The following is a 25753-nucleotide window of genomic DNA, read 5'->3' as shown; positions in this document are numbered from 1 at the left end:
GGACTCAATTCAGCCTGCGGAGGCAGGCTTTGTTTGTGTAGCAGCGATTTCAATCGCCATGGCAAAACGGGGTAATAAAGGCTTTCTCCCCCTGCTCCCCCTGCTCCTCCTGCTTCAAGAGCGGCGCCCCTACGTCCTACATTGGCTGCCATTTCATTTAGGATAGCTATAAAGGAGGCTTTTCTGTGGCAGGGATCAGACAATGGTGCGATTAAAAACGTGGCAATGGATCGTATTGGCAATGCCGATCGCGTCCATCATTATATTCTTACTCCTATCGGCAGGTTGGCAAATCCACGAATGGGGGATTAATTGGATCTGGGCTATCTTTATCCTGATCTTCGCGGGTTGGCGTTGGCTGCTGGTGAAATGGACCAGATCAACCGTCGATCAAGTAGAAGCCGCCGTGGCGGAGGTTAGAGATCAACTCGACGCCACCACAGAGGAAACAACCGCCTTAAGAGCCACCGATGAGGCGACTCAAACCGCCGAAACCGCCCTGCAAACGGTGCTGAAAAAGGCACAGGATGATCCGCCGATGTGGGAAGATTGGCAAAGGTTTTGGCAACGATGTCAGGAACTTGTTATCGCCATCGCCCATATCTATCAGCCGGAGGCGAAATATCCTTTACTAAATATCTACATTCCCCAAGCTTACGGGTTAATTCGGGGAACGGTGGATGACTTGGATCAGTGGATGCAGAAATTATCGCCGGCGCTGAATCAAGTAACCGTGGGACAGGGATTGCAAGCGTATAAAGTGTACCAGAAACTGGAACCCTCCGCCCGGAAACTTTGGCAAGCCTGGAGTTGGGCGCAGTGGGTGATGAATCCAGTGGCGGCGCTAGCAAGACAAGCGAGTCAGCGTTCGAGTAATCAAGCCACCCAGCAACTGTTGGTAAATTTAGGACAAATGCTGCGAGAAGCGGCGTTAAAGAACTTATCTCGACAAGCGATCGCGCTTTATAGTGGAAGTACCCCACCGGGTTCAGCTACAATCTCCCCACCCAAACCCCAACTCCCCCAGGTAAAAACTAAAACCCTGCGGGATATCCTAGAACAAGCCGAACCCGTGGAAGCGGTTGCACAAAAGCCGGTGAGTATATTACTGGTGGGGCGTACTGGATCAGGTAAAAGTAGCCTAATTAATACATTATTCCAGGCAGACCGTGCCGAAGTCGATGTCTTACCCAGTACCGATCGCATCCAGAATTACCACTGGCAAACCCCAACCGGAGAAACCCTGACGCTGTGGGATACGCCGGGATATGAACAAGTCAACCGATCCGATTTACGGGACTTGGTACTCGATTATGCCACGAACGCCGATTTACTGCTATTGGTAACCCCCGCCCTCGATCCGGCGCTACATAGTGATGCGGAGTTTCTCCAGGAAATCGAAGCCGATATTGAAGACTTACCTGCGATTACCATTGTCACCCAAGTGGATCGCCTGCGCCCGATCCGAGAATGGCAACCCCCTTATGATTGGCAATGGGGTGAAGGTACCAAAGAAAAAGCGATTCGAGAAGCGACAGAGTATCGCGCCCAGAGTTTAGGGAAATGGTGCGATCGCGTGTTACCTGTGGTGACGGCTGATTGGAAAACCGGGCGCACCCCTTGGAATATCGAGGCGCTATCGTTAGGATTAGTTGACGCGATCGCACCTGCTAAACAAATGCGTCTAGCCCGCTTTTTGCGAAACCGAGAAGCCCGCCTAGTAGAAGCAGCTAAAATCATTGACCATTATACATTTCAGATGGCAACGACTCAGGGGTTGGCGGCGTTTCTCAAAAGTCCTGTGCTACAGTTTGTATCCACATTGACAACAGGATCTCCCACGTTAGCGTTTGCCCTCGCTGAACAAATTCCCGTCGAACAGTTACCTGTGGTGATTGGTAAATTACAGATGGCGTATGACTTATTCTCCTTGCTAAATGCAGAGGATACCCAGATCAAATTGGACTTGCGATCGCTTTGGTCATTATTATTAGATAATTCGTCTTCTCCCGATCGCAATGCCTGGGCATTTGGTCACGCCTTGGTGGAATATTGGACACAGCATTTGAGTATTGAACAATTACGAGAAAAGTTTAAGTTTTATCTAAATCAGCAATCCGAGAGTTAGAATATTTTCATAAAATGGAGGTGAACTATTTCCATCCGACCAACCCATCAGCAATTACGGCATGGATTATTTTGAATTGCTTCAACAAGATAGAAAGCACAATAAAAAAGGGATTATTGCCATAGATTTAGTGAGATTTAGCTTTAAGGCTTAACGCTGGGTGTAGTACATCGGGAGCATGTCACCTTTGTAGGTTGGGTTGAGGTACGAAACCCAACGAGAGGAGGTTAGCTTGAAGGTTATGTGCTTTCCCTGACATGCTCCCTAGTACATCTGGATGGGGGGGAAGTTCAGTCTAAAGTCCAGTGGGCAGGAGTTGCCGAATTAATTTTCTAGTTTTATAATCTAAGTAAGCACCTCTGTACTCTAAGTTAGTTTTGAGTGTGCAGATAAAAAGGAATTCATATTTAGCGTATTTATCTCTACTTAGCAGTTGCCTGTCATTCTAGATAAGTAAGTGAGAAGTAGAGATAAATATACTAAGCATGTTTTCTAGTTAGACTTAGGCTGTGCCACAGCCTACAATTCCGACATGGCTAAGTTTTTATCTGGCTAGGTTAAGGAAGTCTGACTATTATCTCACATTGAATCTTACTGAGATTCCAGGATGATTCCTGGAATACTCTGAGTGCTGGGTGCTTAATGTTCTTTAAGGCATAAAAGCCATGAATAAATTTTGCACCGTAGCAATTTACTGGGATTTTGAGAATGTCAGACTTGAATCCGATCAAACTAAGTGTTTGATCGATTTGGCTGAATCACAAGGGCGTCTAGTCACTCAGAATGTTTACGCCCATTGGAACCAAACAACTCAGCGTTTTCACTCTATTCTTGAACGTCACCGTTTTCAACGGATTAATGTGGAAAAAGGGAGAAACAGTGCTGATCAGAAATTGACGTCTGACTGTCGGGAAGAACTATCTAGTGATACATCTCCCAATATATTTATCATTGTATCTGGAGACAGAGGATTTCTTCCCTTAGTTAAAAAACTGCAAAGTCAGGAAAAATATGTCATTGTTGTTGGTCGGCATGTCAGCCGTCGTCAACTAATGAAACTGGCTGATAAATTTTACTTGGACGAGAAGTTGTGTAAATTAGCTGGATAATGGGCAAAATGCCTGTATTTTTTAGCTAACTACGACAATTGTACTCCAACTTAGATTTAGATACCTGACTTTGTAAATAAGTTGGGTATCTTTTTAGACCAGATTTCGACGAGGATACAAAATGTTTTTATATGGATTTATTTCAGGGCTATTCACCTGAACGAATGCTTTCCATCTTAAAGGATAGATGTCAATATTTAATCGAGAGAGGTTCAACCTTAAATAATCCTCACATTCCGGCGTCTTATTTTCAAGGTTGGAAACGGATTACCGAAAATCATGCTCAACGTCTGCGGGAATTGGTAGCGGAAGCACTTCACAATAAAGCTTGAGCAATAGAAACAGCCACTCTATACGCCATTGGTGGGGGAACAGCATTACCAATTTGACCAAGGGCTTTATAAACAGCGCCATTAAATGACCAAGATTCAGGAAAGCCTTGCAAAATGGCACAGTCAGGTACAGATAACCTAAAGTGACCATTATCTGGTACAAATAAACGTGCTTGTTCTCGATTTAAAGCGACTCCATTGGGCCAAATTTGCAGTTTTGCCCAAATCTTTTGGGCGGAAACACTACTCAACACGGACGTGGTATGACGGGGACCTGTAAGAGAACTGCGAATAGTAGGAGATAAGGAATCAAATCCGATATCGGGTAATCCTAATGCTTCACGCACCCCCATACAAGGTTGTAAAGTTTCAGACTGCTCTAGAAGCGGAAATAGATCAAGTTGAACAGGTGTTTTAGCATTATCAGTGGGCAAATGATTCCAAACGTGGGTGGGGAGAGGAGACTGATACGTTGTCGCCAAACGTTACTCAAGGTAACGCCAGACTCAGGTAAAATATCTTGACTTCTCCTTGGTATAAATAACCAAGGATTCTAAAAGGATACTTCGGGACGGGTTAAAACGCCGTCTCTTCGTTTTATCTTTTTAGAGTTCCAGATAAATAATCTGGATGGCGCAGTCAATAACGCCCTACAGACCTTGACTAAATTTAACTTTAGCTGTATCTCTACTTTTCTTAAGATATTAGCCGCTCCATTTCCATCGGCATTAATGATATGCCCTGCGGTAGTCCGAAACATCCCACGCTTAACTCTTTTCCCACTTGACTTCCACCCTTTCGGCTTTTGGCCAAATACAGGTAGAACGTCATTGTCCAAAAATGACGCTTGGGATGTATACGATTCTTCGGTCTCTACAAACCGGATACCATGCTGTTCACACAACTGAGATATTCGATTCTTTAACCGGGATGTTGGTATCTGAACAAACTCTTGGTTGTTTTTCTTGCCTAGTTCAATACCATTTTTATTGCCCTGGTTCCAGCCAAATACAACTGTGCCAATCCGATAGTGTAAACAATGAGCAATGACCATCCGCGCTGCCTTATTTACCGCGTCTCGCATTTGACGATTCCGTTTTTCAGTGATTTGGGCTAGCTCATCATTCCAAAATCCTTGAGGTTTTCCTTTCTTTAGTTCAGCCACCCGTTTGTTATAGAACTGATTCAAGCTTTTCAGTTTCCGCCCATCTATCATAAAACTGGTTCCTATATTGGACACACAGGTTAACCAGTTATTAACCCCCGGATCTATTCCTAATGCCCGACTCTTATCTACATCGGCTTTGACCGATGGTAACTGGTACACGAATTCTGCATAAAAACATCCATTCCTCGGCAAGATTCGCAGTTCCTTGATTTCCTTGAATGCCAGATTGGATGGCATTGTCAGCAAGAATTCGCCTAACTTAAACCAGGTCTTAACCATTCTGCCCAAAGGAACCCGAATTTGTCCATTTTTTAGGCTTAAAGCCTGTTTAGGATAGCTAACTACTGCTAATCCCCCTTTCTTACGGTACTTGGGCAATTTTGGATAAACCTGAATCTTGCCCTCTTTAAACGCTTTAGTTAATTCCCTAAATGATTTAAAGGACTCACTGACCGACCGCAATACCTGTTGAGCGGCTTGAGAGTGCAATGGCTGGAAATGTTTGTGATTTTTATATTCTTTTTCCAGGTCGTATTTACCAATTAAATACTGCCGCTTAAACCACAATTGCCGCGCATAATATATACCGCAGTTGGTTAGCTTGTTCGCTTCAGAACAGATAAAGTCTAAGATAGCGGCTAATTCTACACCATCCTTCAATAATACTTGTTGGCATCCATACAATTTATATCACCTCCTAACGTATATTATACTCTATATTACATCACGCAACCGTTATAATAATGGTCGAATAAATTCGACTTAGTTACAGACGCTCGGTTTCATCCCTCGGATAAATCGCGAGGGCTTTCACCTTCGCTATTTTGTAAGAAACGTTAGAGCGAGAATTCGATAAATCTCGATACATCTATAACTTATGTAAGACCTGAGAAGGCATTGAAATACCGAGGGACAATCGGAAATTTAAGCTTGAGGAGTGAGCTTGTTGGCTCAAGTATGCTCTTTCAGACCAAAGGAAAACCACTCAACTTGTTGAAGCGGATGACCTAAGGCAAGAACAGCCCAAGAATCACCCGCGTTTTAACCGGGTGAGTGTCAACCTCTACTAGGCAGAGTGAGCGATCGCGAAGGTTTTCGGTCTACTGAATGTCAGAATAGTCTGATAAGCTATCTAGGAAGCTGACTTAGGGTCAGCCCTAAAGTTGTCACGGCTCAAAAATCGGGTTGGCATTGAGAGACACCATGGAATGGCACGGAACAGATGCTCAAAGTTTGGCAATTATCGATCGCGAAATTGGCGCTCATACCTTTTCACCCGCCGAGTACGAAATTGTGCGCCGGGTGATTTATGCCACAGCCGACTTTGAGTATCAAAAGCTAATTCGCTTTTCCGAACGTGCCTTACAAGCCGGTGCGGCGGCGCTAGCGGCTCGTACTACGATTGTGGTTGATGTGCCGATGGTACAGGTGGGAATTACGCCTCACATCCAAGAAACCTTTGCCAATCCCGTCTATTGCAGCATGGAAGCCATCACGCGCCCCCAAAAAGAAAAGACGAAGGCGGCTTGGGGAATTCAAACCCTAGCCAGACGCTACCCAGAGGGGATTTTTGTGGTAGGGCAAGCGCAAACGGCGCTAACGGCTTTGGTAGAATTGATTGAAGCTGAGGAAATCCGCCCCGCACTTGTTATTGGTACGCCTTCAGGATTTGTTGAGGTGGATGTTGCTAAATCCCGACTCGAAGATTCCTTAGTGCCTCATATTCGCATAGAAGGGCGCAAAGGTTCATCGGTTGTGGGGGCGGCTATTGTTAATGGACTGGTAGACTTAGCATGGCAGGCGTATGGGCAGGATAGTGCGGGTGTCAGTTGAATTCTGGTGCGATCAAAGACTCAACCTACTTGCGTTGACATGCACCCGTTGAGTTGTGTGTAGGGGCGGGTTTTACTGCTATCGTTTCTTTCCTTACCCAGATGTAACTCGCGCCCGCCCTGACTAGTGCAGCGTACTTCCCCAGCTAAGAGACGCGCCATGGCGCGTCTCTACATTGCTTCCCCGGCTTCCCCGGCTTCCCCATCCCATCAACGTCGGCGACGGCGAGTCTTAACCACACGCTTAGCTGGATAATCATCCTCCTCGGCTTGAGTTAACTTGCGACTAACCTGGTTAAACACATCATGCTGTAAGTAAGGATAGTCACTTACCCAGATATTCAAACGAGGAATATAAATATCACTGCTTTTGGCAATACGGGATAAATCAGGCTGATTAGACATCACCACCATCTGGGCAATTTGACCGGCAACAATGCCTTTGTGAGTGCGGCGTAGAGGGACTTGTAGAAGTGTGGTAAATCCAGTCTCGTCACCGACTTCTAGATTAAGGCATCGCTCCCGATTTTCCACAATCACCAACTCACCCCGATTGTTGACATTTTCTTCAGTACCAATCAATTCTTCGGTGACAAATACATCCAATACTCGACCTTGCCAGAAGCCGCTATATTTATAGCGACGTACCTCCAGATTCCGCCGACTTGCCCAGTAGACAGGACTCCAAAACCAGTACAACCCAGTGATAATAACTAAGAGAAAGCGTAAGGGATCAAACCCTTCACCCAAAAAGAGTCCGAAGAGCAATACGACGACTACAGCGACAACCGAAATCAGCAGTCGCCTTAAAAACTCTGGGAACTTACCCCAGTAGTAAGAATACTGGGGAGCTGTCGCAATCAAGGGAATGATTTGCTCAAAGGTCTGGCGGGTAAGTGGTACTAGCATGGGTTTTAGTCATTAGTCATTGATCATTGGTCATTGGTCATTGGTCATTGGTCATTGAGTCACATTGAGGACTTGGAAAAAACAAAAGACGTAGCTTGCTTCTTTTCGAGAGCAAATATGACAAAGGGCGAATGACGAATAACATTACAATATTTTATCTAATCCGTAGATGAGAGATTTGAGCTGAGTTACCTTGCGAATGGCAAGCAAGACTCCTGGCATATAACAAGAGCGATCGCTGGTATCATGACGCAGGGTGTAGATTTGACCGGTAGCACCAAAGATAACTTCTTGGTGAGCGATTAAACCGGGTAAGCGGACACTGTGAATGCGGATGTTGTCATTGGCGACACTACCCCTAGCCCCGGCTAATTTTTCCGTTTCTTCTACCGTAGCGGGATTATAGGTTTTGCCCAATCCGGCTAATTGTTGAGCGGTTTGAATCGCTGTACCGCTTGGGGCGTCAGCTTTTTGATTGTGGTGGAGTTCGATAATTTCAACGTGGTCAAAGTAGTGGGAGGCTTGGATGGCGGCTTGTTGCAATAAGACCATACCAATGGAAAAATTGGGAATAATTAAGGCACCTGTGGTGGCTTTTTCGGCAAACTCACCCAAGTCTTGGATTTGATCACTCGTGAGTCCAGTTGTGCCGACAACCGGACGAACCCCATAAGCAATCGCGGTGCGGACATTCTCATAAACGCTGTCAGGGTGGGTAAAATCCACCATCACCCCCTGCACTTTTTCCTGAGTCGCCATGACTAGGGTTGCTTGCAGGTCATTCAGAATGGGAATTTCCAATGCACCACAACCTGCGACTTCCCCAACATCTTGACCCATATAGTGCGGGTTGCTATCGACGGCACCAATTAAGGTCATATCTTCGGCTTGACTGATTGCCTTAATCACTTCACGACCCATTTTACCCGCCGCACCGTTGACAACAACGGGGATGGGAGATGCATTTGACATGGTTTTGCTTTATCCTTGAGACTCGTCAAGGGAATTTTAGCTTCTTTTGGCGATAGGCGGCGTTGTATAACACAATAGTAGGGGCACGGCATTGCCGTGCCCTTACAGGTATTGCCTGCCGTGACCTTACAGGTATTGCCTTGCCCCTACAGATAACGCCAGCAGCGCCAATAAAACGTAAGTGTTTTCCCTATTCCAGCAAGTGTAAACAAAATTGATGTCCAAGTCCTTATCTATTATCGGCTGGCGGGAACGAGTTGCCTTACCTAATTTAGGAATTTCCCAGATCAAAGCTAAAATTGATACCGGAGCGCGTTCCTCCGCCTTACACGCCTTTGATGTAGAAACCTTCTCACGGGATGGCAAAACCAGGGTTCGGTTCAAAGTCCATCCCTACCAACGGGATAATCATCGCACTGTCTGTGCCGAAGCTGAACTGATTGACCAGCGACAGGTTCGCAATTCTGGGGGTCACGCCCAGTTACGACCCGTCATCCAAACTATGGTAGAACTAAACGGGGAGCGCTGGTTGATTGAACTCACCCTGACTAACCGAGATGTCATGGGATTCCGGATGCTGCTGGGGCGTCAAGCTATCCGCAAACGCTTTTTAGTCGATGCGGGTCGGTCTTTTGTCCAAAGTTCAACCGGGAAGCGCAAAGTTAAGCAAACGACTCTATAGTTCTGGTATGAAAATAGCTATCTTGTCCCAGGATGCTTCGCTATATTCCACGCGACGCCTCAAGGAAGCGGGGGAAGCGCGGGGTCATGACATGCGGGTGATTAATTACCTGCGCTGTTATATGAATATTACGTCTCATAAGCCAAAGGTTGTGTATCAAGGGCAAGTTTTGGAACAGTTGGATGCGATTATTCCCCGCATCGGTGCGTCTAAGACGTTCTATGGGACGGCTGTGGTGCGCCAATTTGAAGTGATGGGTGTGTTTACGGCGAATGAATCCCAAGCCATTTCTCGTTCCCGCGATAAGTTACGCTGTCTTCAGATTCTCTCCCGTGAAGGTGTGGGACTTCCGGTGACTGGGTTTGCTCACTCCACTCAAGATATTGATGGGTTAATTGACATCGTTGGCGGTGCGCCTTTGGTGATCAAACTGCTCGAAGGTACTCAAGGGATTGGTGTGGTTTTGGCGGAAACTCATCAAGCGGCGAAGTCGGTGATTGAAGCGTTTCGCGGTTTAGATGCCAATATTTTGGTGCAGGAGTTTATTAAAGAAGCTGGGGGTATGGATATTCGCTGCTTTGTGATTGATAACAAAGTGGTGGCGTCGATGAAGCGACAAGGCGCACCGGGGGAATTTCGTTCTAATCTGCATCGAGGCGGTAATGCTGAAAAAATTAAGTTAACTCCAGAGGAACGCAGTACGGCGGTACGGGCGGCGAAAGCGATGGGATTAAGAGTCGCGGGTGTGGATTTGTTGCGCTCTAATCATGGTGCGGTGGTGATGGAAGTTAACTCATCCCCTGGTTTAGAAGGAATTGAAAACGCTACGGGTGTAGATGTGGCGGGGAAAATTATTGAATTTTTGCAAAAAAATGCAGCATCAGGAAAAACGCGCGATCGCATTCAGTATTAATCTTAGGGAACAGGGAACTGCTTAACAGGGAACAGGCAATAGTGAATTCTAGAACTCAAACCTTAGTCAGGGCGGGTTTAGTGAAGTTAGGGGTTTTCTCCTAAACGTTATCGGTAAAACCCGCCCCTACACAATCAAAAAGACGCGCCATGGCACGTCTGGAACATTGAACTGTGAATCATGAAACTATAACAATTAGTGAGATTAGTGTTGCACCCGGAGAACGGAAACGCACAGAAATTCCGGTAGCCCGCCTACCGACACAAACGCTGCTCTCGTTACCAGTTACTGTGATTAATGGCGTTGAGGCTGGACCACGACTGTGGATTAGTGCGGCGATTCATGGCGATGAAATTAATGGGGTGGAAATTATTCGCCAAGTCTTAGAACGGATTAATCCGTCTCAGCTTCAGGGTAGCCTGATTGCGGTGCCAATTGTTAATGTTTTTGGCTTTATTGAACAATCGCGTTATTTGCCTGACCGCAGAGATTTAAATCGTTCTTTTCCTGGTTCCCCCCGTGGTTCTTTAGCCTCTCGTTTGGCGGATTTGTTTATGACTGAAGTGGTGAGTCGCTCTACCCATGGGATTGACTTGCACACGGCGGCTCAACATCGCACGAATTTACCGCAAATTCGGGCGAATTTGGATGACCCTGATACTTATTACTGTGCTAAAGCTTTTGCTGCACCCCTGCTGATGCATTCAACAATGCGTGATGGCTCTTTGCGCCAAGCGGCGACGCAGCGAGGTATCCCGATCCTTGTGTATGAGGGGGGTGAGGCGTTGCGATTTGACCCGGATGCGATCGCAATCGGTGTAGACGGTATCCTACGGATGATGGTGGGGTTAAATATGATTGAGTTGGCGCTTCCTCATTCTTTGCACCCATCATTAGAAGTTAAGGAAAGTAAGTGGGTACGAGCGCCCCGTAGTGGGATTTTGCGTCTTAATGTTCGATTAGGTCAGCGAGTTGACAAAAAGCAAGTTTTATGTATTGTTTCTGATGCCTTTGGTGAGAATAGCACTAAAGCATCGGCGCCCTTTGATGGATTAGTTATTGGTCACACGCAGAATCCATTGGTGAATCAGGGCGATGGGATTTTGCATTTAGCGGTTTTGAGTGATTAGGGAACAGGCAGCAGGGACTAAAAGATTAAACAAATCATTGTAAACTGTTACATTATAAATTGTTTTAGCGTTTTTTAGAGTTTTGTTGCTAGAGGAAAAATAATCAATAAAAATGGGATAAAATTCAGTCTGTTTGTGCCAGGAAATTAACCTGATGAAAGCGGCTCAGTGGTGCTTAATCTACCTGTTGACTCTTTTTGCTGGAACGGTAAGACTGGTAACGGTTGATCCAGTTTTAGCTCAATCGATTACTCAAGCCAATGATGGTACAGGAACAACGGTCACTCCAAATGACAACCAGTGGGATATTCAAGGTGGCAGTTTGTCGAGTGATGGGAGGAATTTATTCCACAGTTTCCAAGAGTTTGGCATTGATTCGGGTCAAATTGCTAACTTTCTGGCAACTCCGAATCTGAGAAATATTCTGGGACGAGTTATGGGGGGAAATCCCTCCATTATTAACGGGTTGATTCAGGTAACCGGGGGAACGGCAAACTTATATTTAATGAATCCGGCGGGAATTGTTTTTGGGGCTGATGCTCAACTCAATGTTCCGGCTGATTTTACGGCAACGACGGCGACAGGAATTGGGTTTGGGAATAACTGGTTTAATACCTTTGGTGATAATAATAATTATCCAGACTTGGTAGGAAATCCCAGTCAATTTGCCTTTGACTTATCCCAAGGTGGAATAATTATTAATGCGGGGGAATTGGCGGTTGAACCCGGACGGGATTTAGCGCTACTGGGTGGACAAGTCGTGAATACGGGAGAGCTGACAGCATCCGGGGGAACGATTACAATCATGGCGGTGCCAAATTCTCGTTTGGTGAAAATATCCCAACCGGGACAAGTGTTAAGTTTCGAGGTGGAGTTACCAAGGAATAATCAGGGGTTAGCGTTACCCAAAAATCCTCTGGATTTAGCCGCGTTGTTAACGGGTTCAGGCAATACTGTGGAAACTGGGGTAGAAGTAACTGCATCGGGAGAGATACAGACGGATTCTGGGGGGATTATACCAACTCAGGTTGGGGTTGCGATCGCGTCAGGAAAAGTTGACTCGGGTGTCGGTCATATTTCAATCCTAGGAATTGGCGGAACCCAAGAGAATACTATCTTAGGTATTCCGGGTATCCAAATTAGTCAGGATAGCCGTGTCGAAGCAATTGGACAAGGCACAATTACCCTCAACGGTACAGGGGGAAGTGGCGGCAATTTTAGCCCAGGTAATCCAGGAAATCGGGGAATTTGGATTAAAAACGCCTTGGTGTCTTCAGAAGATGGCACTATTCATCTCATCGGTACTGGGGGTTCTGGAGACAATGGCTTACATTATGGGGTTACGATTGGGAATCAGGGGGGAAGTGTTCAGTCAACAGGAACGGGAATGATTAGGGTTGAGGGGATTGGAGGAAATGGAGGAGAAGGAACCCTACATGGTAGCCAAGGAATAAAACTTGACCAAGAGGGTTTAGTTAGTACCCGAGATGGGGATATTCAGTTTGTTGGTAAGGGAGGAACTGGGGCGAATCAGTATCAACATGGTGTTGAACTGTTTCGGAATTCTCGGATTGAGGTGACTGGAAAGGGAACTATTACGATTGAGGGAATTGCTGGTACAGGAATAACAGAAAATCATGGGATTCGGGTTCAGGAAATAGCTCCTAACGTGAGTAACCCGTCTCGGATTATCGCTAGAGATGGTGCGATTATTCTAACTGGTGTGGGGAAGGGAACAGGAGACAGTAACTATGGCATTGATTTAAGAGGGGGTGGTATAGAGAAAACTGGTGGAGGAAATCTAACCCTAGAGGGAATCGGTGCTAATAATGCAGCCGGGATTAATGTGCAAGATGGTTTTATTCAAGCCAGAGGAACGGGAGAGAGTACAACAACCTTGATGGCGGATCAGATTCGGGTAGTGGAAATGCCACAAGTCCAAGGGACAGGAACGGTGGTGTTATCCCCCCTTAACCCGACTGTAAATATAACAATTGGAGATCCAAGCAATAGTAATAGTAATACCTGGAATCTGGATATCGATAAACTGAATCTCTTCCAAGAGGGATTTGAGCAACTTGTGATTGGTGGGGAAGATCATCAGGGTACAATTACATTGACAGATGATATCATGTTTAAAGTCCCCGTAATTTTGCGATCGCTAGTTGGTTCAGGGGCAATTGATACCACAGGTTTTACCCTGACTGGCACTCAGGATGCCACGATTACCCTACAAGCTAATCAAAGCATCACCACGGGTACTATTATCAATCCAGGTCGTGGGATTACCCTAACAAGTAATGGTTCGATTGATACCCGTGCTGGAATCCTTGATAGTCATGATCAAACCAGCAATGGGGGAGCGATTACTCTAACTGCTGTTAGGGATATTACCACAGGAGATATTGATACCAGTTCCGGTGGAAATGGTCAAGGTGCAACCATCACTCTAACCAGCCGTGATGGAGAAATTATCACGAATGATCTCAACAGTTCTGGATTCAGTGGCGGTGATATTTTAATTGATGCGGCGACGGCAATTACAACGGGAAAAATTAATAGCAGCGGAACTATCAGCGATGGCGGTAATGTTAATTTAGACCCCATTGGCGATATCCAAGTTACCTTTATCAACGCCCAAGGGGGAAATAGTGGTCAAGGGGGTAAAGTTGATAGTACTGCTGGTCAATTTTTCCGCGCCACGGGAACATTTATTGACCGGGATGGGATGAGCGCTAGCATCTCTACGGCTGGGGGATTGGGTGGAGATTCTATCACGCTGAGACATGGTGGAAATGGTGTCACTCCCTTTATCGTGGGTGATGAGATAACCAATGGAACCAGGGGAACGATTACCAGTGGCGATTTCACGATTTCCCCAACTCAATCTTTCCCATTTACTCAGAAGGTGGGCAATATTCAGATTATCAGCGTTGATTCTCCATCCATTCCAGTGATGCCGCCGACTTCGGATATAGAGTCTCCCATTCCGGTAACTCCACCAATTTTGATTCCGGAGTCTCCCACTTCACAAACCAATCCTGCTATCAATCCGGTTAATTTACTCAAACCTCTGACTGAACCCACGTTACCTCCCGACAAAAACGAACCGCCGGAAATTGAAATTGACACCCAGGTTGCCAAATGGGAGGAATCATTAACCCGTGACTATGAAACCTATTTAGGACTCAATGATACTTCCATTCTAACTCTGGCAGATGCCCGGGCAACTTTACATCGTATCGAACAAGCTACAGGGGCGAAACCTGCGCTTATCTACGCTATTTTTGTACCCACCACAATTACCAGTCAAGATAGTCAATCCTCAACTGATGAATCTCCCTCACGAAATAGTGATCAATTAGAAATTATCCTCGTTACTGCGAATGGGCAACTCATACGCCGCCCTATACCCGGTGCAACCCGCGAAAAAGTAATGGATACCGCCAACAAATTACGTCGCGCCGTTACCGATACTCACATCCCTCATCCCTATGAAAGTTATGCCCAACAGCTTTATCAGTGGTTAATTGCCCCCTTAGAAACAGAATTAAAGACGCAAGAAATTAATAATCTCGCCTTCATTATGGATCAGGGATTGCGTTCTCTACCCTTGGCGGTTTTGCATGATGGGGAAAAATTTATAATTGAACAATATAGTATTGGTTTCATGCCCAGCCTTTCTCTCACCGATACCCGCTATCGAGATGTGAGAAATTTGCAGGTTTTAGCCATGGGTGCGTCCCAATTTACAGATCAAAACCCATTGCCGGCTGTACCTACTGAATTATCCGCGATCGCGACTCAATTATGGCAGGGTAAATCGTTCCTCAATGAAACCTTTACCGCCGCCAATTTGAAAACAGCGCGGGCATCCCATCCCTTTGGTATCATCCATTTAGCTACCCATGGCGAATTTAAACCAGGTAAGCCGAATTCTTCCTATATTCAGTTTTGGGATAGTAAACTTAAACTGAGTGATATCCGCCAGTTGGGATTACATGACCCCACCGTTGAACTGATGGTATTAAGTGCCTGTCGGACGGCTTTAGGGGATGAAGAGGCGGAGTTAGGATTTACAGGGTTAGCGGTACAAGCTGGGGTTAAATCCGCCCTGGGAAGTTTATGGTATGTCAGTGATGAAGGTACCTTAGGGTTAATGATTAACTTCTATGAACAATTACAGCAAGCGTCTCTGAAATCAGAGGCATTGCGACAGGCACAATTAGCCATGATTCGGGGACAAGTGCGATTGGAAGGGGGTTACTTGATCACACCAAATCGTCGCATTGCCTTACCGCCAGAATTAGCTAATTTGCCAGATAAGGAATTAACTCATCCGTATTATTGGAGTGCTTTTACCTTAGTGGGAAGTCCATGGTAATAAAGTTTTGAGTCTTATAGCAATTTCCGGTTTGATGCGATACATCATTAAGGGCGCAAGCTTTGCGCCCCTACATTGCCCCTACATTTAGGTGTACCTCACACGTTGGGAAAGCGCTATAACCCTTCACGTCAGAAAGAGGGCATTTTTTTAGGGGCGGGTTTCACTACTATCGTTTCTTCCTTTACCCAGATGTAACTCGCGCCCGCCCTGACTGAGGAATGCGATCGCCTATCTTGTAAGTTGGATTCCGTTCCTGGTATCATTGGCTTATTTGCCAAAGTCTTTAATCCTCTGAATTAGTAATCAACCTAGCGCCACGGTTACGGGTGAAATACCCCCATGCCCATTGCACCATGACGATAATTTTATTATCAAATTCAATCAGGAAAAAGATATGCACAAAAATCCAGGTTAACCATGCCAAAAATCCGGAAAATTGTATAAAACCTAGATTCACCACAGCCGCATTGCGTCCAATCACGGCTAAACTGCCATAGTCTGTATAATGAAACGGGGGTAATGCTTCTCCTTTGAGGCGTTTCTGAATTAAAGAAGCCACATACTGCCCCTCTTGCATGGCAACGGGGGCGACACCGGGTAAGGGTTTGCCGTCGTCGTATTGGTGGGGGAAATTGGCTAAGTCACCAATGACAAAAATATTGCCATATCCTGGTACAGTAAGATCCGGATTAACAATTACTCGTCCGGCGCGATCGCACTTAACCCCTGTAGCCTTAGCCAGTACCTCTCCCATCGGCGAGGCTTTCATCCCAGCTGCCCAGAGGATGGTTTTTGCGGTAATCTGTTCTGTGCGATCGCCAGTCCGAATGGTTACCTGATCCTCGTCTATATTCGTAACTAGCGTCTTTGTTTGTACCTGAACGCCTAAATTCTCAAGTTCCCCTTGTGCTTCGGCGGACAACTGAGGCGGATAGGGAGGCAAGACTCGATCCATCCCTTCTAATAAAATAATCTTAGTTTCTCTTGTATCAATGTGGCGGAAATCTTGGTGTAACGTACTATGAGCCAGTTCAGCTAATGCCCCTGCCAATTCTACCCCTGTCGGTCCACCGCCAACAATCACAAAGGTTAACCACGCCCGACGTTGAGCGGGATTGGTTTCTTTTTCTGCCCTTTCAAATGCCAGTAAGATGCGCCGCCGCATTTCTAAAGCATCTTCAATGGTTTTTAATCCGGGCGCTTTTTCTGCCCATTGATCATTGCCGAAATAGTGATGACTTACACCTGTCGCCACAATTAAGGTATCATACTTAATCGTGTTACCATCTTTAAGCTTAATCAAGCAATCCTGGGGATTGATATCTATCACCTCTCCCATCAATACCTGAGTATTTTTCTGACGCTTAAGTACGGCGCGTAGGGGAGAAGAAATATCTCCAGGGGATAAACCACCTGTAGCCACTTGGTACAATAGAGGCTGAAATAAATGAAAATTACGTTTATCAATTAACGTTACCCGAACCGACGCCCTCCCCAGCGACTGGGCGGCATAAAGTCCTCCAAACCCACCGCCAATAATCACCACATGTTCCGGGGATTGATTATCAATCGCTGCATTAGCCATCAGTTGTCTTTCCTAACTCAGTTAGCAAAATTATAGGTTGTCATTTGTTCGTGGTAAGACTTTGAACCCGTTTAAACGGGTTTAAGCTTTTAGCCAAGAACTTGAGTTCTTGGCGGATCTAACCCCGCTTCAATGCCAAAGTCAGTCCATCAGCAATAGGGACTAAACTCAAGATAACCCCTTCATCTTGACTGATGGCTTGGTTAAATGCCCGAATCGCGGCTGTATTTTTATCTTGAACCTGAGAATCAGCCACTCGCCCCCCCCATAAGACATTATCAATGGCAATTAAACCACCCGGACGAATTAATTGCCGCGATCGCTCATAGTATGCCAGATAATTTACTTTATCGGCATCGATAAAAGCAAAATCAAAACTTCCAGCTTGCCCTGCTGCCAATAAGTCGTCTAATGTCTCTAAAGCAGGCGCTAATCGCAAATCTATTTTATCAGATACTCCGGCTGCGTCCCAGTATCGGCGGGCAATAGCTGTATAGTCTTCACTCACATCACAGGCGACAATTTTGCCATCCTCTGGTAGCGCTAATGCTACGGCTAAAGCACTATAGCCCGTAAATACGCCAATTTCTAAGGTTTTCTTGGCACCCATAAGCTGAACCAGCAACGCCATAAACTGCCCTTGTTCCGGGGCGATTTGCATGGCGCTATCCGGATGGGTGGCAGTTTCTTGCCGTAATTTTTGCAGGATATCGGGTTCTCGCAATGAAACCGATAACAAATATTTGTAGAGTTGGGTATCTAAACCCAGGGTTTTATTAGACATAGGCAATAGAGAACAGGCAATAATGGCATAAGACTATTTAACACAATTGAGCATTCGCACCGTAGCCGCCGCCGCATAATTCCGTTGGGCTTGGCTATTTGGAGAAAAAGCATTCCCCCTTTCATTCAAAGGAGACGCAACTCGGCAATAGGCAGACATTTGGGTAATTAGCGCATCTGCCCAATGACCTTGAGTATCGCTAAACTGTAAAGCAGACTGATTCCCCGTAAGCGTCGGTTGCTGACCTTGAAGGCTTAAAGCAAACTCCGCCGCCCGCCGTTCCATTGCCATCAGTTCAGCACGAGTCACGGGTTGTGTGGGTCGAAATCGCCCATCGGCATAGCCACTGATGATATTATTATCCCGCGCCCATTGAATCTTTGCTGCACTCCACCGGGATAGATCAACATCGGGATAAGGGCGAGATAAGACTTGAGTCGGAAGTTGTAGATTGGCGTTGGGGAGTTGATTCAGGGCTTCAAAAATAATCGAAACCAATTGTTCACGGGTTAAAACCGCTTGCGGTCTGAACGTGTTATCCTCTCTAAATCCAGCGATAAATCCCATTGCCACGGCTTGCTGAATTTCATTGGCATAAATATCATTGGCAATATCTGGAAATGTCACCATTGTACCGCCAGAACCGGAACCTGTACCCGAACCCGAACCTGGATTAGAACCTGTACCCGAACCCGAACCTGGGTTAGAACCTGTACCCGAACCCGAACCTGTACCAATACTACTTAAGGGTTGACTATTTGCCAGATAAATATGACCCAAAGCTTTACCTTGATAGGAACGGCGGGCAAATTCCCAGCCGGGTTCTAAGAGTATCTTGACAAACCCATTGGCTAACCCTTGGGTTCTACCCACCACAATATCTGGTGCATTGCGATCGCGGCTATTCGTCCCCACCAGTACCAATTCGCCATCGCGTCTGACGATTCTTAGCAGATAATCTAATCCCAAATCTTGACCCGCCACGCGGATCGAATACCCATTACTATCCGTGCTACGTCCGCAAATTCCAGTAAAGTCAAAGTTCAATAATAGTGGATCGACGATAACCGGATTACTCCCACTTTCACTCCAACAATCCCGCGCATTGCTTTTTTGTTCAATAATCAGCAGTTGATGGGAACTCTCGCCAAAGGGTGCAGCAATAGCAATAAATTTATTTTGTTCAACCGGAATTTGCTCAAATGTCGCCGCGACTGATTTATTGGCGATTAGGCTAGATAGGGCGATCGTGGCTAGGGTGGCTACTTGTGTGAAAAATGCACGCTTTCTCATCTGTTCCGCTTCAATCCTTTTAGGTGTGTAGTCCTTCAACCAGTTTTCTCTGTACAACGTCTGTGATGACTCTGCTGTATAAAAGTTTCCCAGATTCCCCAAAATTTTGCGTATCCTTAATATCTCTTAACAATGAACAAGAGAGTTCAACGGTTGTGAAACAACAGAAACTATCACAAGCTCAACCCCTGTCCCTGGAATCCCTAAGCATGATCGGGGAAAAGGTTTCACATTTGCAGGTTATAGGTATGTTCTTTAACTTTATCGGATGGAGTGCCGCCTTGGGAATCATTACCCTACTCCTATTTGGCATACTGCAATGGTTGCATATCAGTGCGGGTCATTTTCTGGATTGGGTGATTGGAGTTGCTAGCTTTTGGTGGCTGTTGGTGGTTGTGACAGTTCCCTGGAATGTCTACTTTGAAGCCAAGTCTGTTTTGGTAGATGGGGAGCAATCGGCGGAAAAAGGGATTCAGATTGACGCCAAACAAGTTAATTATGCCAAACTTGTGGCAACGCGATCGCTCACTGTTGCCATTGCTTTACATATTCTATCTACTCTCGGACTTTACACCCTAGCGGCTACGGGAATTAGTGCGGTGGGTTATATTAGTTCTGGTGCGGCATTGTTGTTAACCGTCTTACGTCCAGCGATCCGACTCTACGAATATTTAGCCACCCGTTTAGCGATGATTCGCCAAGAATTTAAGTATCCCCGCGAGGATGTTTATCAATTGCGCGATCGCGTGATGATTTTAGAACAGAATATTGACCAGATACAACCCCAACTCGATCCAGAAAATGAGCATTCTTGGGTGGCGAAGCAGAATCGTAACTGGGAACAAACGCGCAAAGATGTCGCCCGTCTGGGTGCTTCTTTAGATCAACTCGAAGCCCAGAATGAGGCTGAACACAAGCGTTTAGCGCGGGAAGCCCAACAAGCGATCGCTCAATTAACCACAGACAGTCAATTCCTGGATCACGTTCGGGAAATTATCCGGTTTTTCAAGACAGCCTAATTTGTGGTCATTTGTCATTTGTCATTTGTTAAACTTAGGGGAATCTCTATAAAAAATTCTGTTCCTTTCCCCAGTTTACTATTCACCTGTAATTGACCCTTATGCCTTTCCACAATAATCTGATAGCTAATGGCTAAACCTAAACCTGTTCCAGAACCAACTGGCTTTGTTGTAAAAAAGGGATCAAAGAGTCGGCGTTTTACCTCATCATCCATCCCCGAACCATTATCAGCAATTTTAATCAGCACACTGGTGTTGTCTTTCACTTGCGTACAAATCCGAATCATTGGTTTTGGCGGATTGATTGCCAAACTATCATTGGCTACCTTCCATCTCTCTGTCTCCTGATCAATGGCTTCAATGGCATTAGTGAGAATATTCGTAAATACTTGGTTTAGCTGACCGCCATAACACCAAACTTTAGGCAAATTGCTATAGTCCTTAATCACTCGAATGGCGGGTCGTCCTGACTGAGGCTTAAAATTGTGCTGCAACAAAAATAGTGTATTATTGATTCCTTGATGAATATCCGTTAATTTGAAATCAGATTCATCCAAATGGGAAAAGCTTCGCAATAAAAGAATAATCTGACAAATGCGTTCAGCTCCCACCTGCATTGAATTGAGGATTTTGGGTAAGTCTGACTCCAAAAAATTCAGGTCAATGGCTTCAGTTTCCGCGATGATTTCGGCATTCGGCTTACTGTAGTTGCGTTGATAAGAATGAATTAAGTGTAAAAGGTCTTTAATATAGTCTTGGGTAATCGAAAGATTGCTGTAGATAAAATTTAAAGGATTATTAATTTCATGAGCAATCCCAGCAACCATCCGACCCAAGCTTGACATCTTTTCGGATTGAATGAGTTGGAGTTGGGTGTGTTGTAGTTTTTTTAATGTCTGCTCAAGTTCTAATGCTCTTTGCTGTTCTTTCTCTTTTAACTGGAATAATGTTTTATTTTGTGCCATCAGTTGCTTTTGCAGATTTCTCAACGTGAGGTGGGTTTGGACTCGACACAACACTTCTTCCGGTTGTAATGGTTTCGTAATATAATCAACCGCACCAATTTTAAAGCCTTGGACTTTATCGACTGTATCGGAAAGTGCGGTCATAAAAATTAGGGGAATATCTTGGGTTGATGGATCAGCTTTGAGGCGTTTGCAGGTTGTAAATCCATCGACTCCTGGCATCATGACGTCCAACAAAATCAGATCGGGCTGGGCATATTTCACTTGTTCAATCGCACTTTCCCCATCCAACGCCACTAATACTTTGAAGCCAGATTTGGTTAAATACTCGAAGAGGAACCCTAAATTGGTTGGGTTATCATCGACAATAAGTAGTTTACTTTGATCCGGAACTGTAACGGTCATAATAAATGATGATTATGAATCAGGGAACCAATAGGTTAATAAATATGGCAATGAATAAGGCATTAGAATGGAACGGATGAATCTAGGAGTAATCCGTGATTGGTTGAACAATCTAACTGGATTGGAGGAGAAGGGGTACAATCACTTTGCCAATAACCAATCAACAATCAACGAGATAATCTTGAATCAGTTGGCGAAGTTGTTTTAATTTAAACTCCCGCGCTAACTGACAAAGTTGGGTTGTCAATGGTTCAAATTGTGAATTTTGTTGAGCTAGAGATTCAGCGCGTTCGATAATGCCTTGGATATCTCCCATTTTAACCAAATCAGCTAACGCCGTTATTTCTGAAGGGGGTAGGCAACTAATCGGCATCTGGGTGAAGTTAGCTGACTCAGTGAGGGAGGGGGATTGCCCTTGAGCATAAATCCATTTGAGCCCTAAATGTAGCGCGATCGCGTCGAGAAGTTGCTGGGTTTCCACAGGCTTGGGGAGGAAACCCCGACAGCCGGCGGCGAGGCTCTCCTGCTGAATCTGGGGGTAGACACTCGCAGAAAGCGCGATCGCGACGATATCCCTATCCTGAAGTTGAGGTAACTTTAGCATTCGCCGTGTGGTTTCCAATCCATCCATCCCTGGCATCACTAAGTCAATTAAAATCAGATCAGGATAAAACTTGACAACCTTGTGCAAACAATCTGGACCATCAACCGCCTCTAAGATTTCAAATCCTACGGGCTTTAGCATCGCCCGCAAGAGGGCACGATTGACTTTATTATCATCCACAATCATTAATTTGCGTTTGTCCCCTTTGAAGCCTGTAATCCGGCGTTTGCTAGATGGATTGGGTTCCTGCGATCCTGAGACTAAGGGTAAATTAATATCAAACCAGAATACACTTCCTTGACCGGGAATACTCTTCACTTTAATTTCACTCCCCATCAGTTGAATTAATTTCTGGCTAATAGCCAATCCTAGTCCCGTTCCTTCAGTCGCATGGCTATGAGCGCTGACTTGATGGAAGGGTAAAAAGATTTGGGCTAATTGACTTGGCTCAATACCCACACCCGTATCTTTGATTTGAAAACGAATTTTTGCTGATGGTTGATAGTTGATGCTTGACCCTTCGATTGGATCAAGATCATGGTTTGTCGGGGCGGGTTTCACCTCTATCGTTTTGTGACTCGCCCGGATGTGACTAAACCCGCCCTGAGTGAGTGTTAACGCTTCGCTTGGCGAAGGGTAAATCTGATTTGTAGAAGCCGATTTTACCTCAAAGCGGTTAACAACACTCACCGTAAATGTTACCTCACCCCGCTCCGTAAACTTAATCGCATTACTGAGTAAATTACACAGAACCTGTCGCAGTCGTTTGTTATCCGCCATAATCCCGTTAGGGAGTGACGAAAGAACTTGATAAGTAAAGATAATATCTTTTTGTTGGGCACGTAACTGAAATAAATCAGCAAGACTATTGAGAAAGTTCGGCAAGTGAAACTCTGTGGGATAGAGTTCCATCTTTTGGGCTTCAATTTTAGCTAAGTCGAGAATATCATTGATTAAAGTGAGCAGGTGTTCACCACATTGGTGAATGATGGTCAAATTATGGTGCTGTTGGTTACTTAAGCTTGTGTCTTGCCTGAGAAGTTGAGTATATCCTAAAATCCCATTCAGAGGCGTGCGGAGTTCATGACTCATATTAGTCAAAAATTCGCTTTTTGCCCGGTTAGCAATTTCGCTGCGTGCTGCTTCTCGAACGGCTAATTCTGTCGCTTTCTGGAGGGCTTCTTCGGCTTGCTTGCGTTCTGTAATATCTAAATAGGCAATAACGACACCAGAATCGCGTAACGGAATGGGTGAAACTGTGGAACTGATCCAAGTGATTTTTCCATCTGGCTTAACGATTCCTGATTCATGGTTTTTGATAACTTTGTTTTCGGTTAACGCTCTAACATTGGCAAATTCTGCTCGTGGCATTACGGTACCATCGGGTCGGATAACTTTCAAGTTTGGCGAAACATATTTAGCCTTGATTTGGTCAGAAACGGATAGTGCCAAAATTTTCTCACTCGCCGCATTCGCTTCAATAAGATTTCCCTGTTTATCGGTGATCGCAATGCCAATGGGTAAGATTTGGAATAGGGTTTTATATTTTTGTTGGCTTTCCCGTAATGCCTTTTCCATGCGCTTGCGATCGCTAATGTCAATGTAGGCTATGGCGACGCCGTAATCCTTCAGTGGAATGGGTGCGGCTGTGACATTAATCCAAGTAATTTTATCCTTGGCTTTGACGATTCCCATTTCCACGTTTCCCACGACTCGGTTTTCGGTTAAAGCGCGAACACTGGCAAATTCGGATGCTGGCATGGGAGTGCCATCTAGTCGAATAATTTGCCAACTGGGAGCATCATAAGTACGACTGGTGTGTTCTTGACGGGATAGTCCTAAAATTTCCTCACTGGCGCAATTGGCTTCAACCACATTACCGGCTTCATCAGTAATGGAAATACCGATGGGAAAGATTTTAAATAGGGTTTGATATTTCTGCTGACTTTCCCGCAATACCTCTTCCATTTGTTTGCGATCATTAATATCTTCACAAACCACGGCGATATATCGTGGGGAACCATCGTCGTTTTTAATCACAGATACTGTTAATCGACCCCAAACACAGGCACCATCTTGGCGAAGATAACGTTTATCAATAGTGTAGTTTTTGCGTTTTCCGCGCACCAGTGAATTAAATAAATCGGTATCCCGGCACAAATCTTCGGGGTGCGTCAACCGAGAAGAATGAATCCCTAGGATTTGATCCGGGGAGTAGCCTAAAAAACGACAATTGGCTTCATTCGCTGTCAGAATATACCCGTCGAGATCCAGCAGGACAATTCCCACCGATACATTCTCAAAAATAGAACGGAATCGTTCTTCACTCTCTCGGAGGGTTTTTTCAATCTGTTGGCGATCGCGAATTTCCCGTTTGAGTTCTTCATTGGCTTGCTCTAAGGCTTCGGTTCGTTCTTTCACCCGTTGTTCCAATTCAGCATTTAATCTTAATATTTTGGCTTCGGCTAATTTTATCGTGGTGATATCGGTGGCGATGCCTAAAATTTGTTGGGGTTTACCATCGGGGGTTTGGGTAAATACTGTATCTCGGCTATAAAGCCAGCACCATTCCCCATTTGCACGACGCATTCGGTATTCGGTTTCGATAATTTCTCGATCTGAAGCTGTCGCAAAGCTTTCCATTCGTGCCGATACGTTGGCTAAATCGTCCGGGTGTATCAGTTGAGAGAATAGTGTTTCTCCCATGGCTTGGACTGATTCAGGAGAATACCCCAAAATATCAGTGATGGTTCGATTACTATAGATATTACGCTGTTCAATGACGTCGTAGATATAAACAATGGCGGAAATGGATTGACTAATTTGTTCAATGACATACTGCGATTGCCGCAATGCCTTTTCCGCTTGCTGACGTTCGGTTACATCTCGAAAAATTAATAGATGATGATCTGGCAACATATTGGCGATGCCTTCTAATTCTACATCTCGTTGAGTCCCATCGGAACGCCACAGACAAAAGTTATGGGTGATTCGCCCTTGGGCGAGAAAGGGGCGCCAGTGATGAATACTAATTGGGGTAGTCTCCTTGAGATGGCGATGCAGCAGTTGATCGTGAGATAATTTAAATAACTCACAAGCTGCCCGATTTGCCCTGAGGACTTTTCCCCGACTATCAGCAATAACCATGGCATCGAGGGAGTCATTGAAGATTGCCAGAAATGCACAAGCATGAGAATCCCCCTTTTGTTCCTGAAACGGGCATGAAGTCGGGTTTGTGGGTTGGGTTTGACTGGGGTTGCTGGCAGAGTAATGGATAACCATACTATATTATTGCTTTCGCGTGACTTTCGCCCCAACCCGATGTTCCGCCATTTATGCGGTATATCACGGGTTTGGGCTTATTACTATCTACAATGCGATCGCGCTAAAATCCCTATTTTGGTAACCTAGTTTGATACTGTGACCCTTTATCCCCATGATTACCTATCACAGCAATAAATTTAATGGCTTAGATTTAATGTTTTCTTTATAGTTTTGTCCGGTTAGCTTTTCGGAGAAAATGTAAAGTTTTAATA

Annotated in this window: 19 protein-coding genes; 9 read left to right on the top strand and 10 right to left on the bottom strand. The window is 45.2% G+C overall.

Features of this window, described 5'->3' with window-relative positions; translation table 11 throughout:
* Nucleotides 1-202 precede the first annotated feature (202 nt).
* The 3 genes from RIM23_RS21905 (at nucleotide 203) to RIM23_RS21895 (ending at nucleotide 3569) form a co-directional block, all read left to right on the top strand.
* Complete coding sequence (locus RIM23_RS21905; RefSeq protein WP_446369295.1) at nucleotides 203-2128, top strand: GTPase family protein; 1926 nt, start codon at nucleotides 203-205, stop codon at nucleotides 2126-2128.
* 665 nt (nucleotides 2129-2793) lie between these two features.
* Entirely contained in the window at nucleotides 2794-3237 is a 444-nt protein-coding gene (locus RIM23_RS21900) for an NYN domain-containing protein (RefSeq protein ID WP_446369293.1), read from the top strand.
* Nucleotides 3238-3368: 131 nt separating this feature from the next.
* Nucleotides 3369-3569 carry a hypothetical protein gene (locus tag RIM23_RS21895; protein WP_446369289.1) on the top strand — a complete coding sequence of 67 codons (201 nt, stop codon included), beginning with the start codon at nucleotides 3369-3371 and terminating at the stop codon, nucleotides 3567-3569.
* Here the strand turns inward: RIM23_RS21895 and RIM23_RS21890 are convergent.
* Nucleotides 3554-4051 carry a DNA cytosine methyltransferase gene (locus RIM23_RS21890; RefSeq protein ID WP_446369287.1) on the bottom strand — a complete coding sequence of 166 codons (498 nt, stop codon included), beginning with the start codon at nucleotides 4049-4051 and terminating at the stop codon, nucleotides 3554-3556. The genes RIM23_RS21895 and RIM23_RS21890 overlap by 16 nt on opposite strands.
* Nucleotides 4052-4122: 71 nt before the next feature.
* Complete coding sequence (locus RIM23_RS21885; protein WP_446369285.1) at nucleotides 4123-5421, bottom strand: RNA-guided endonuclease InsQ/TnpB family protein; 1299 nt, start codon at nucleotides 5419-5421, stop codon at nucleotides 4123-4125.
* A gap of 519 nt (nucleotides 5422-5940) precedes the next feature.
* On the opposite strand from RIM23_RS21885, the gene RIM23_RS21880 reads away from it, so the two are divergent.
* On the top strand, nucleotides 5941-6570 hold the full coding sequence (locus RIM23_RS21880; RefSeq protein WP_446340025.1) for a precorrin-8X methylmutase: 630 nt from the start codon (nucleotides 5941-5943) through the stop codon (nucleotides 6568-6570).
* 20 nt (nucleotides 6571-6590) lie between these two features.
* Here the strand turns inward: RIM23_RS21880 and RIM23_RS21875 are convergent, their stop codons facing one another.
* From RIM23_RS21875 to dapB, 3 genes are all read right to left on the bottom strand, one after another.
* Nucleotides 6591-6731, bottom strand: coding sequence for a hypothetical protein (locus RIM23_RS21875; RefSeq protein ID WP_446369283.1), 141 nt, complete (start codon nucleotides 6729-6731; stop codon nucleotides 6591-6593).
* 48 nt (nucleotides 6732-6779) lie between these two features.
* Entirely contained in the window at nucleotides 6780-7478 is a 699-nt protein-coding gene (locus RIM23_RS21870) for a phosphate ABC transporter permease (RefSeq protein ID WP_446369281.1), read from the bottom strand.
* Between the two features lie 144 nt (nucleotides 7479-7622).
* Nucleotides 7623-8450, bottom strand: a complete 828-nt coding sequence (gene dapB, locus RIM23_RS21865) for a 4-hydroxy-tetrahydrodipicolinate reductase (RefSeq protein ID WP_446340029.1) — start codon at nucleotides 8448-8450, stop codon at nucleotides 7623-7625.
* Nucleotides 8451-8667: 217 nt separating this feature from the next.
* On the opposite strand from dapB, the gene RIM23_RS21860 reads away from it, so the two are divergent.
* The 4 genes from RIM23_RS21860 to RIM23_RS21845 all read left to right on the top strand — a co-directional run bounded on the left by RIM23_RS21860 (nucleotide 8668) and on the right by RIM23_RS21845 (nucleotide 15559).
* A complete protein-coding gene (locus RIM23_RS21860) occupies nucleotides 8668-9132 on the top strand; it encodes an ATP-dependent zinc protease family protein (RefSeq protein ID WP_446369279.1) in 465 nt (154 codons plus the stop codon).
* Nucleotides 9133-9139: 7 nt separating this feature from the next.
* On the top strand, nucleotides 9140-10045 hold the full coding sequence (rimK, locus tag RIM23_RS21855) for a 30S ribosomal protein S6--L-glutamate ligase (protein WP_446369277.1): 906 nt from the start codon (nucleotides 9140-9142) through the stop codon (nucleotides 10043-10045).
* A 173-nt stretch (nucleotides 10046-10218) separates the two neighbouring features.
* Nucleotides 10219-11175, top strand: coding sequence for a succinylglutamate desuccinylase/aspartoacylase family protein (locus tag RIM23_RS21850; RefSeq protein WP_446369274.1), 957 nt, complete (start codon nucleotides 10219-10221; stop codon nucleotides 11173-11175).
* Between the two features lie 154 nt (nucleotides 11176-11329).
* Nucleotides 11330-15559 carry a CHAT domain-containing protein gene (locus RIM23_RS21845; protein WP_446369272.1) on the top strand — a complete coding sequence of 1410 codons (4230 nt, stop codon included), beginning with the start codon at nucleotides 11330-11332 and terminating at the stop codon, nucleotides 15557-15559.
* A 286-nt stretch (nucleotides 15560-15845) separates the two neighbouring features.
* On the opposite strand, the gene RIM23_RS21840 is transcribed toward RIM23_RS21845, so the two are convergent.
* The 3 genes from RIM23_RS21840 to RIM23_RS21830 all read right to left on the bottom strand — a co-directional run bounded on the left by RIM23_RS21840 (nucleotide 15846) and on the right by RIM23_RS21830 (nucleotide 19224).
* The gene (locus RIM23_RS21840) at nucleotides 15846-17147 is read right to left on the bottom strand and encodes an NAD(P)/FAD-dependent oxidoreductase (RefSeq protein WP_446369270.1); all 1302 of its coding nucleotides are present in this window, start codon (nucleotides 17145-17147) and stop codon (nucleotides 15846-15848) included.
* A 118-nt stretch (nucleotides 17148-17265) separates the two neighbouring features.
* Nucleotides 17266-17931: a class I SAM-dependent methyltransferase gene (locus RIM23_RS21835; protein ID WP_446369268.1), complete on the bottom strand. Its 666-nt coding sequence runs from the start codon at nucleotides 17929-17931 to the stop codon at nucleotides 17266-17268.
* A 33-nt stretch (nucleotides 17932-17964) separates the two neighbouring features.
* Nucleotides 17965-19224: a DUF3747 domain-containing protein gene (locus RIM23_RS21830; RefSeq protein ID WP_446369266.1), complete on the bottom strand. Its 1260-nt coding sequence runs from the start codon at nucleotides 19222-19224 to the stop codon at nucleotides 17965-17967.
* Between the two features lie 248 nt (nucleotides 19225-19472).
* On the opposite strand from RIM23_RS21830, the gene RIM23_RS21825 reads away from it, so the two are divergent.
* Entirely contained in the window at nucleotides 19473-20243 is a 771-nt protein-coding gene (locus tag RIM23_RS21825) for a hypothetical protein (protein ID WP_446369264.1), read from the top strand.
* Nucleotides 20244-20257: 14 nt separating this feature from the next.
* Here RIM23_RS21825 and RIM23_RS21820 read toward each other — a convergent pair whose 3' ends face one another.
* Entirely contained in the window at nucleotides 20258-21613 is a 1356-nt protein-coding gene (locus RIM23_RS21820) for a hybrid sensor histidine kinase/response regulator (protein ID WP_446369262.1), read from the bottom strand.
* Between the two features lie 160 nt (nucleotides 21614-21773).
* Nucleotides 21774-25499: a PAS domain S-box protein gene (locus RIM23_RS21815; RefSeq protein ID WP_446369260.1), complete on the bottom strand. Its 3726-nt coding sequence runs from the start codon at nucleotides 25497-25499 to the stop codon at nucleotides 21774-21776.
* Nucleotides 25500-25753 lie beyond the last annotated feature (254 nt).

Origin of the sequence: Coleofasciculus sp. G3-WIS-01, assembly GCF_040223135.1 — a bacterium.
GTDB lineage: Bacteria > Cyanobacteriota > Cyanobacteriia > Cyanobacteriales > Coleofasciculaceae > Coleofasciculus.
The sequence above is the reverse complement of the archived record's forward strand: the minus strand, read 5'-3'. Positions and strand labels throughout refer to the sequence as shown.

Bases quoted from the DNA above. Each gene is read 5' to 3' on its own strand.
- RIM23_RS21840 (WP_446369270.1), bottom strand. From the start codon at position 17,147: ATGGCTAATGCAGCGATTGATAATCAATCCCCGGAACATGTGGTGATT.
- RIM23_RS21815 (WP_446369260.1), bottom strand. From the start codon at position 25,499: ATGGTTATCCATTACTCTGCCAGCAACCCCAGTCAAACCCAACCCACA.
- RIM23_RS21880 (WP_446340025.1), top strand. From the start codon at position 5,941: ATGGAATGGCACGGAACAGATGCTCAAAGTTTGGCAATTATCGATCGC.
- RIM23_RS21870 (WP_446369281.1), bottom strand. From the start codon at position 7,478: ATGCTAGTACCACTTACCCGCCAGACCTTTGAGCAAATCATTCCCTTG.
- RIM23_RS21860 (WP_446369279.1), top strand. From the start codon at position 8,668: ATGTCCAAGTCCTTATCTATTATCGGCTGGCGGGAACGAGTTGCCTTA.
- RIM23_RS21845 (WP_446369272.1), top strand. From the start codon at position 11,330: ATGAAAGCGGCTCAGTGGTGCTTAATCTACCTGTTGACTCTTTTTGCT.
- RIM23_RS21830 (WP_446369266.1), bottom strand. From the start codon at position 19,224: ATGAGAAAGCGTGCATTTTTCACACAAGTAGCCACCCTAGCCACGATC.
- RIM23_RS21905 (WP_446369295.1), top strand. From the start codon at position 203: ATGGTGCGATTAAAAACGTGGCAATGGATCGTATTGGCAATGCCGATC.
- RIM23_RS21820 (WP_446369262.1), bottom strand. From the start codon at position 21,613: ATGACCGTTACAGTTCCGGATCAAAGTAAACTACTTATTGTCGATGAT.
- RIM23_RS21825 (WP_446369264.1), top strand. From the start codon at position 19,473: ATGTTCTTTAACTTTATCGGATGGAGTGCCGCCTTGGGAATCATTACC.
- RIM23_RS21835 (WP_446369268.1), bottom strand. From the start codon at position 17,931: ATGTCTAATAAAACCCTGGGTTTAGATACCCAACTCTACAAATATTTG.
- rimK (WP_446369277.1), top strand. From the start codon at position 9,140: ATGAAAATAGCTATCTTGTCCCAGGATGCTTCGCTATATTCCACGCGA.
- RIM23_RS21875 (WP_446369283.1), bottom strand. From the start codon at position 6,731: ATGGCGCGTCTCTTAGCTGGGGAAGTACGCTGCACTAGTCAGGGCGGG.
- RIM23_RS21895 (WP_446369289.1), top strand. From the start codon at position 3,369: ATGGATTTATTTCAGGGCTATTCACCTGAACGAATGCTTTCCATCTTA.
- RIM23_RS21900 (WP_446369293.1), top strand. From the start codon at position 2,794: ATGAATAAATTTTGCACCGTAGCAATTTACTGGGATTTTGAGAATGTC.
- dapB (WP_446340029.1), bottom strand. From the start codon at position 8,450: ATGTCAAATGCATCTCCCATCCCCGTTGTTGTCAACGGTGCGGCGGGT.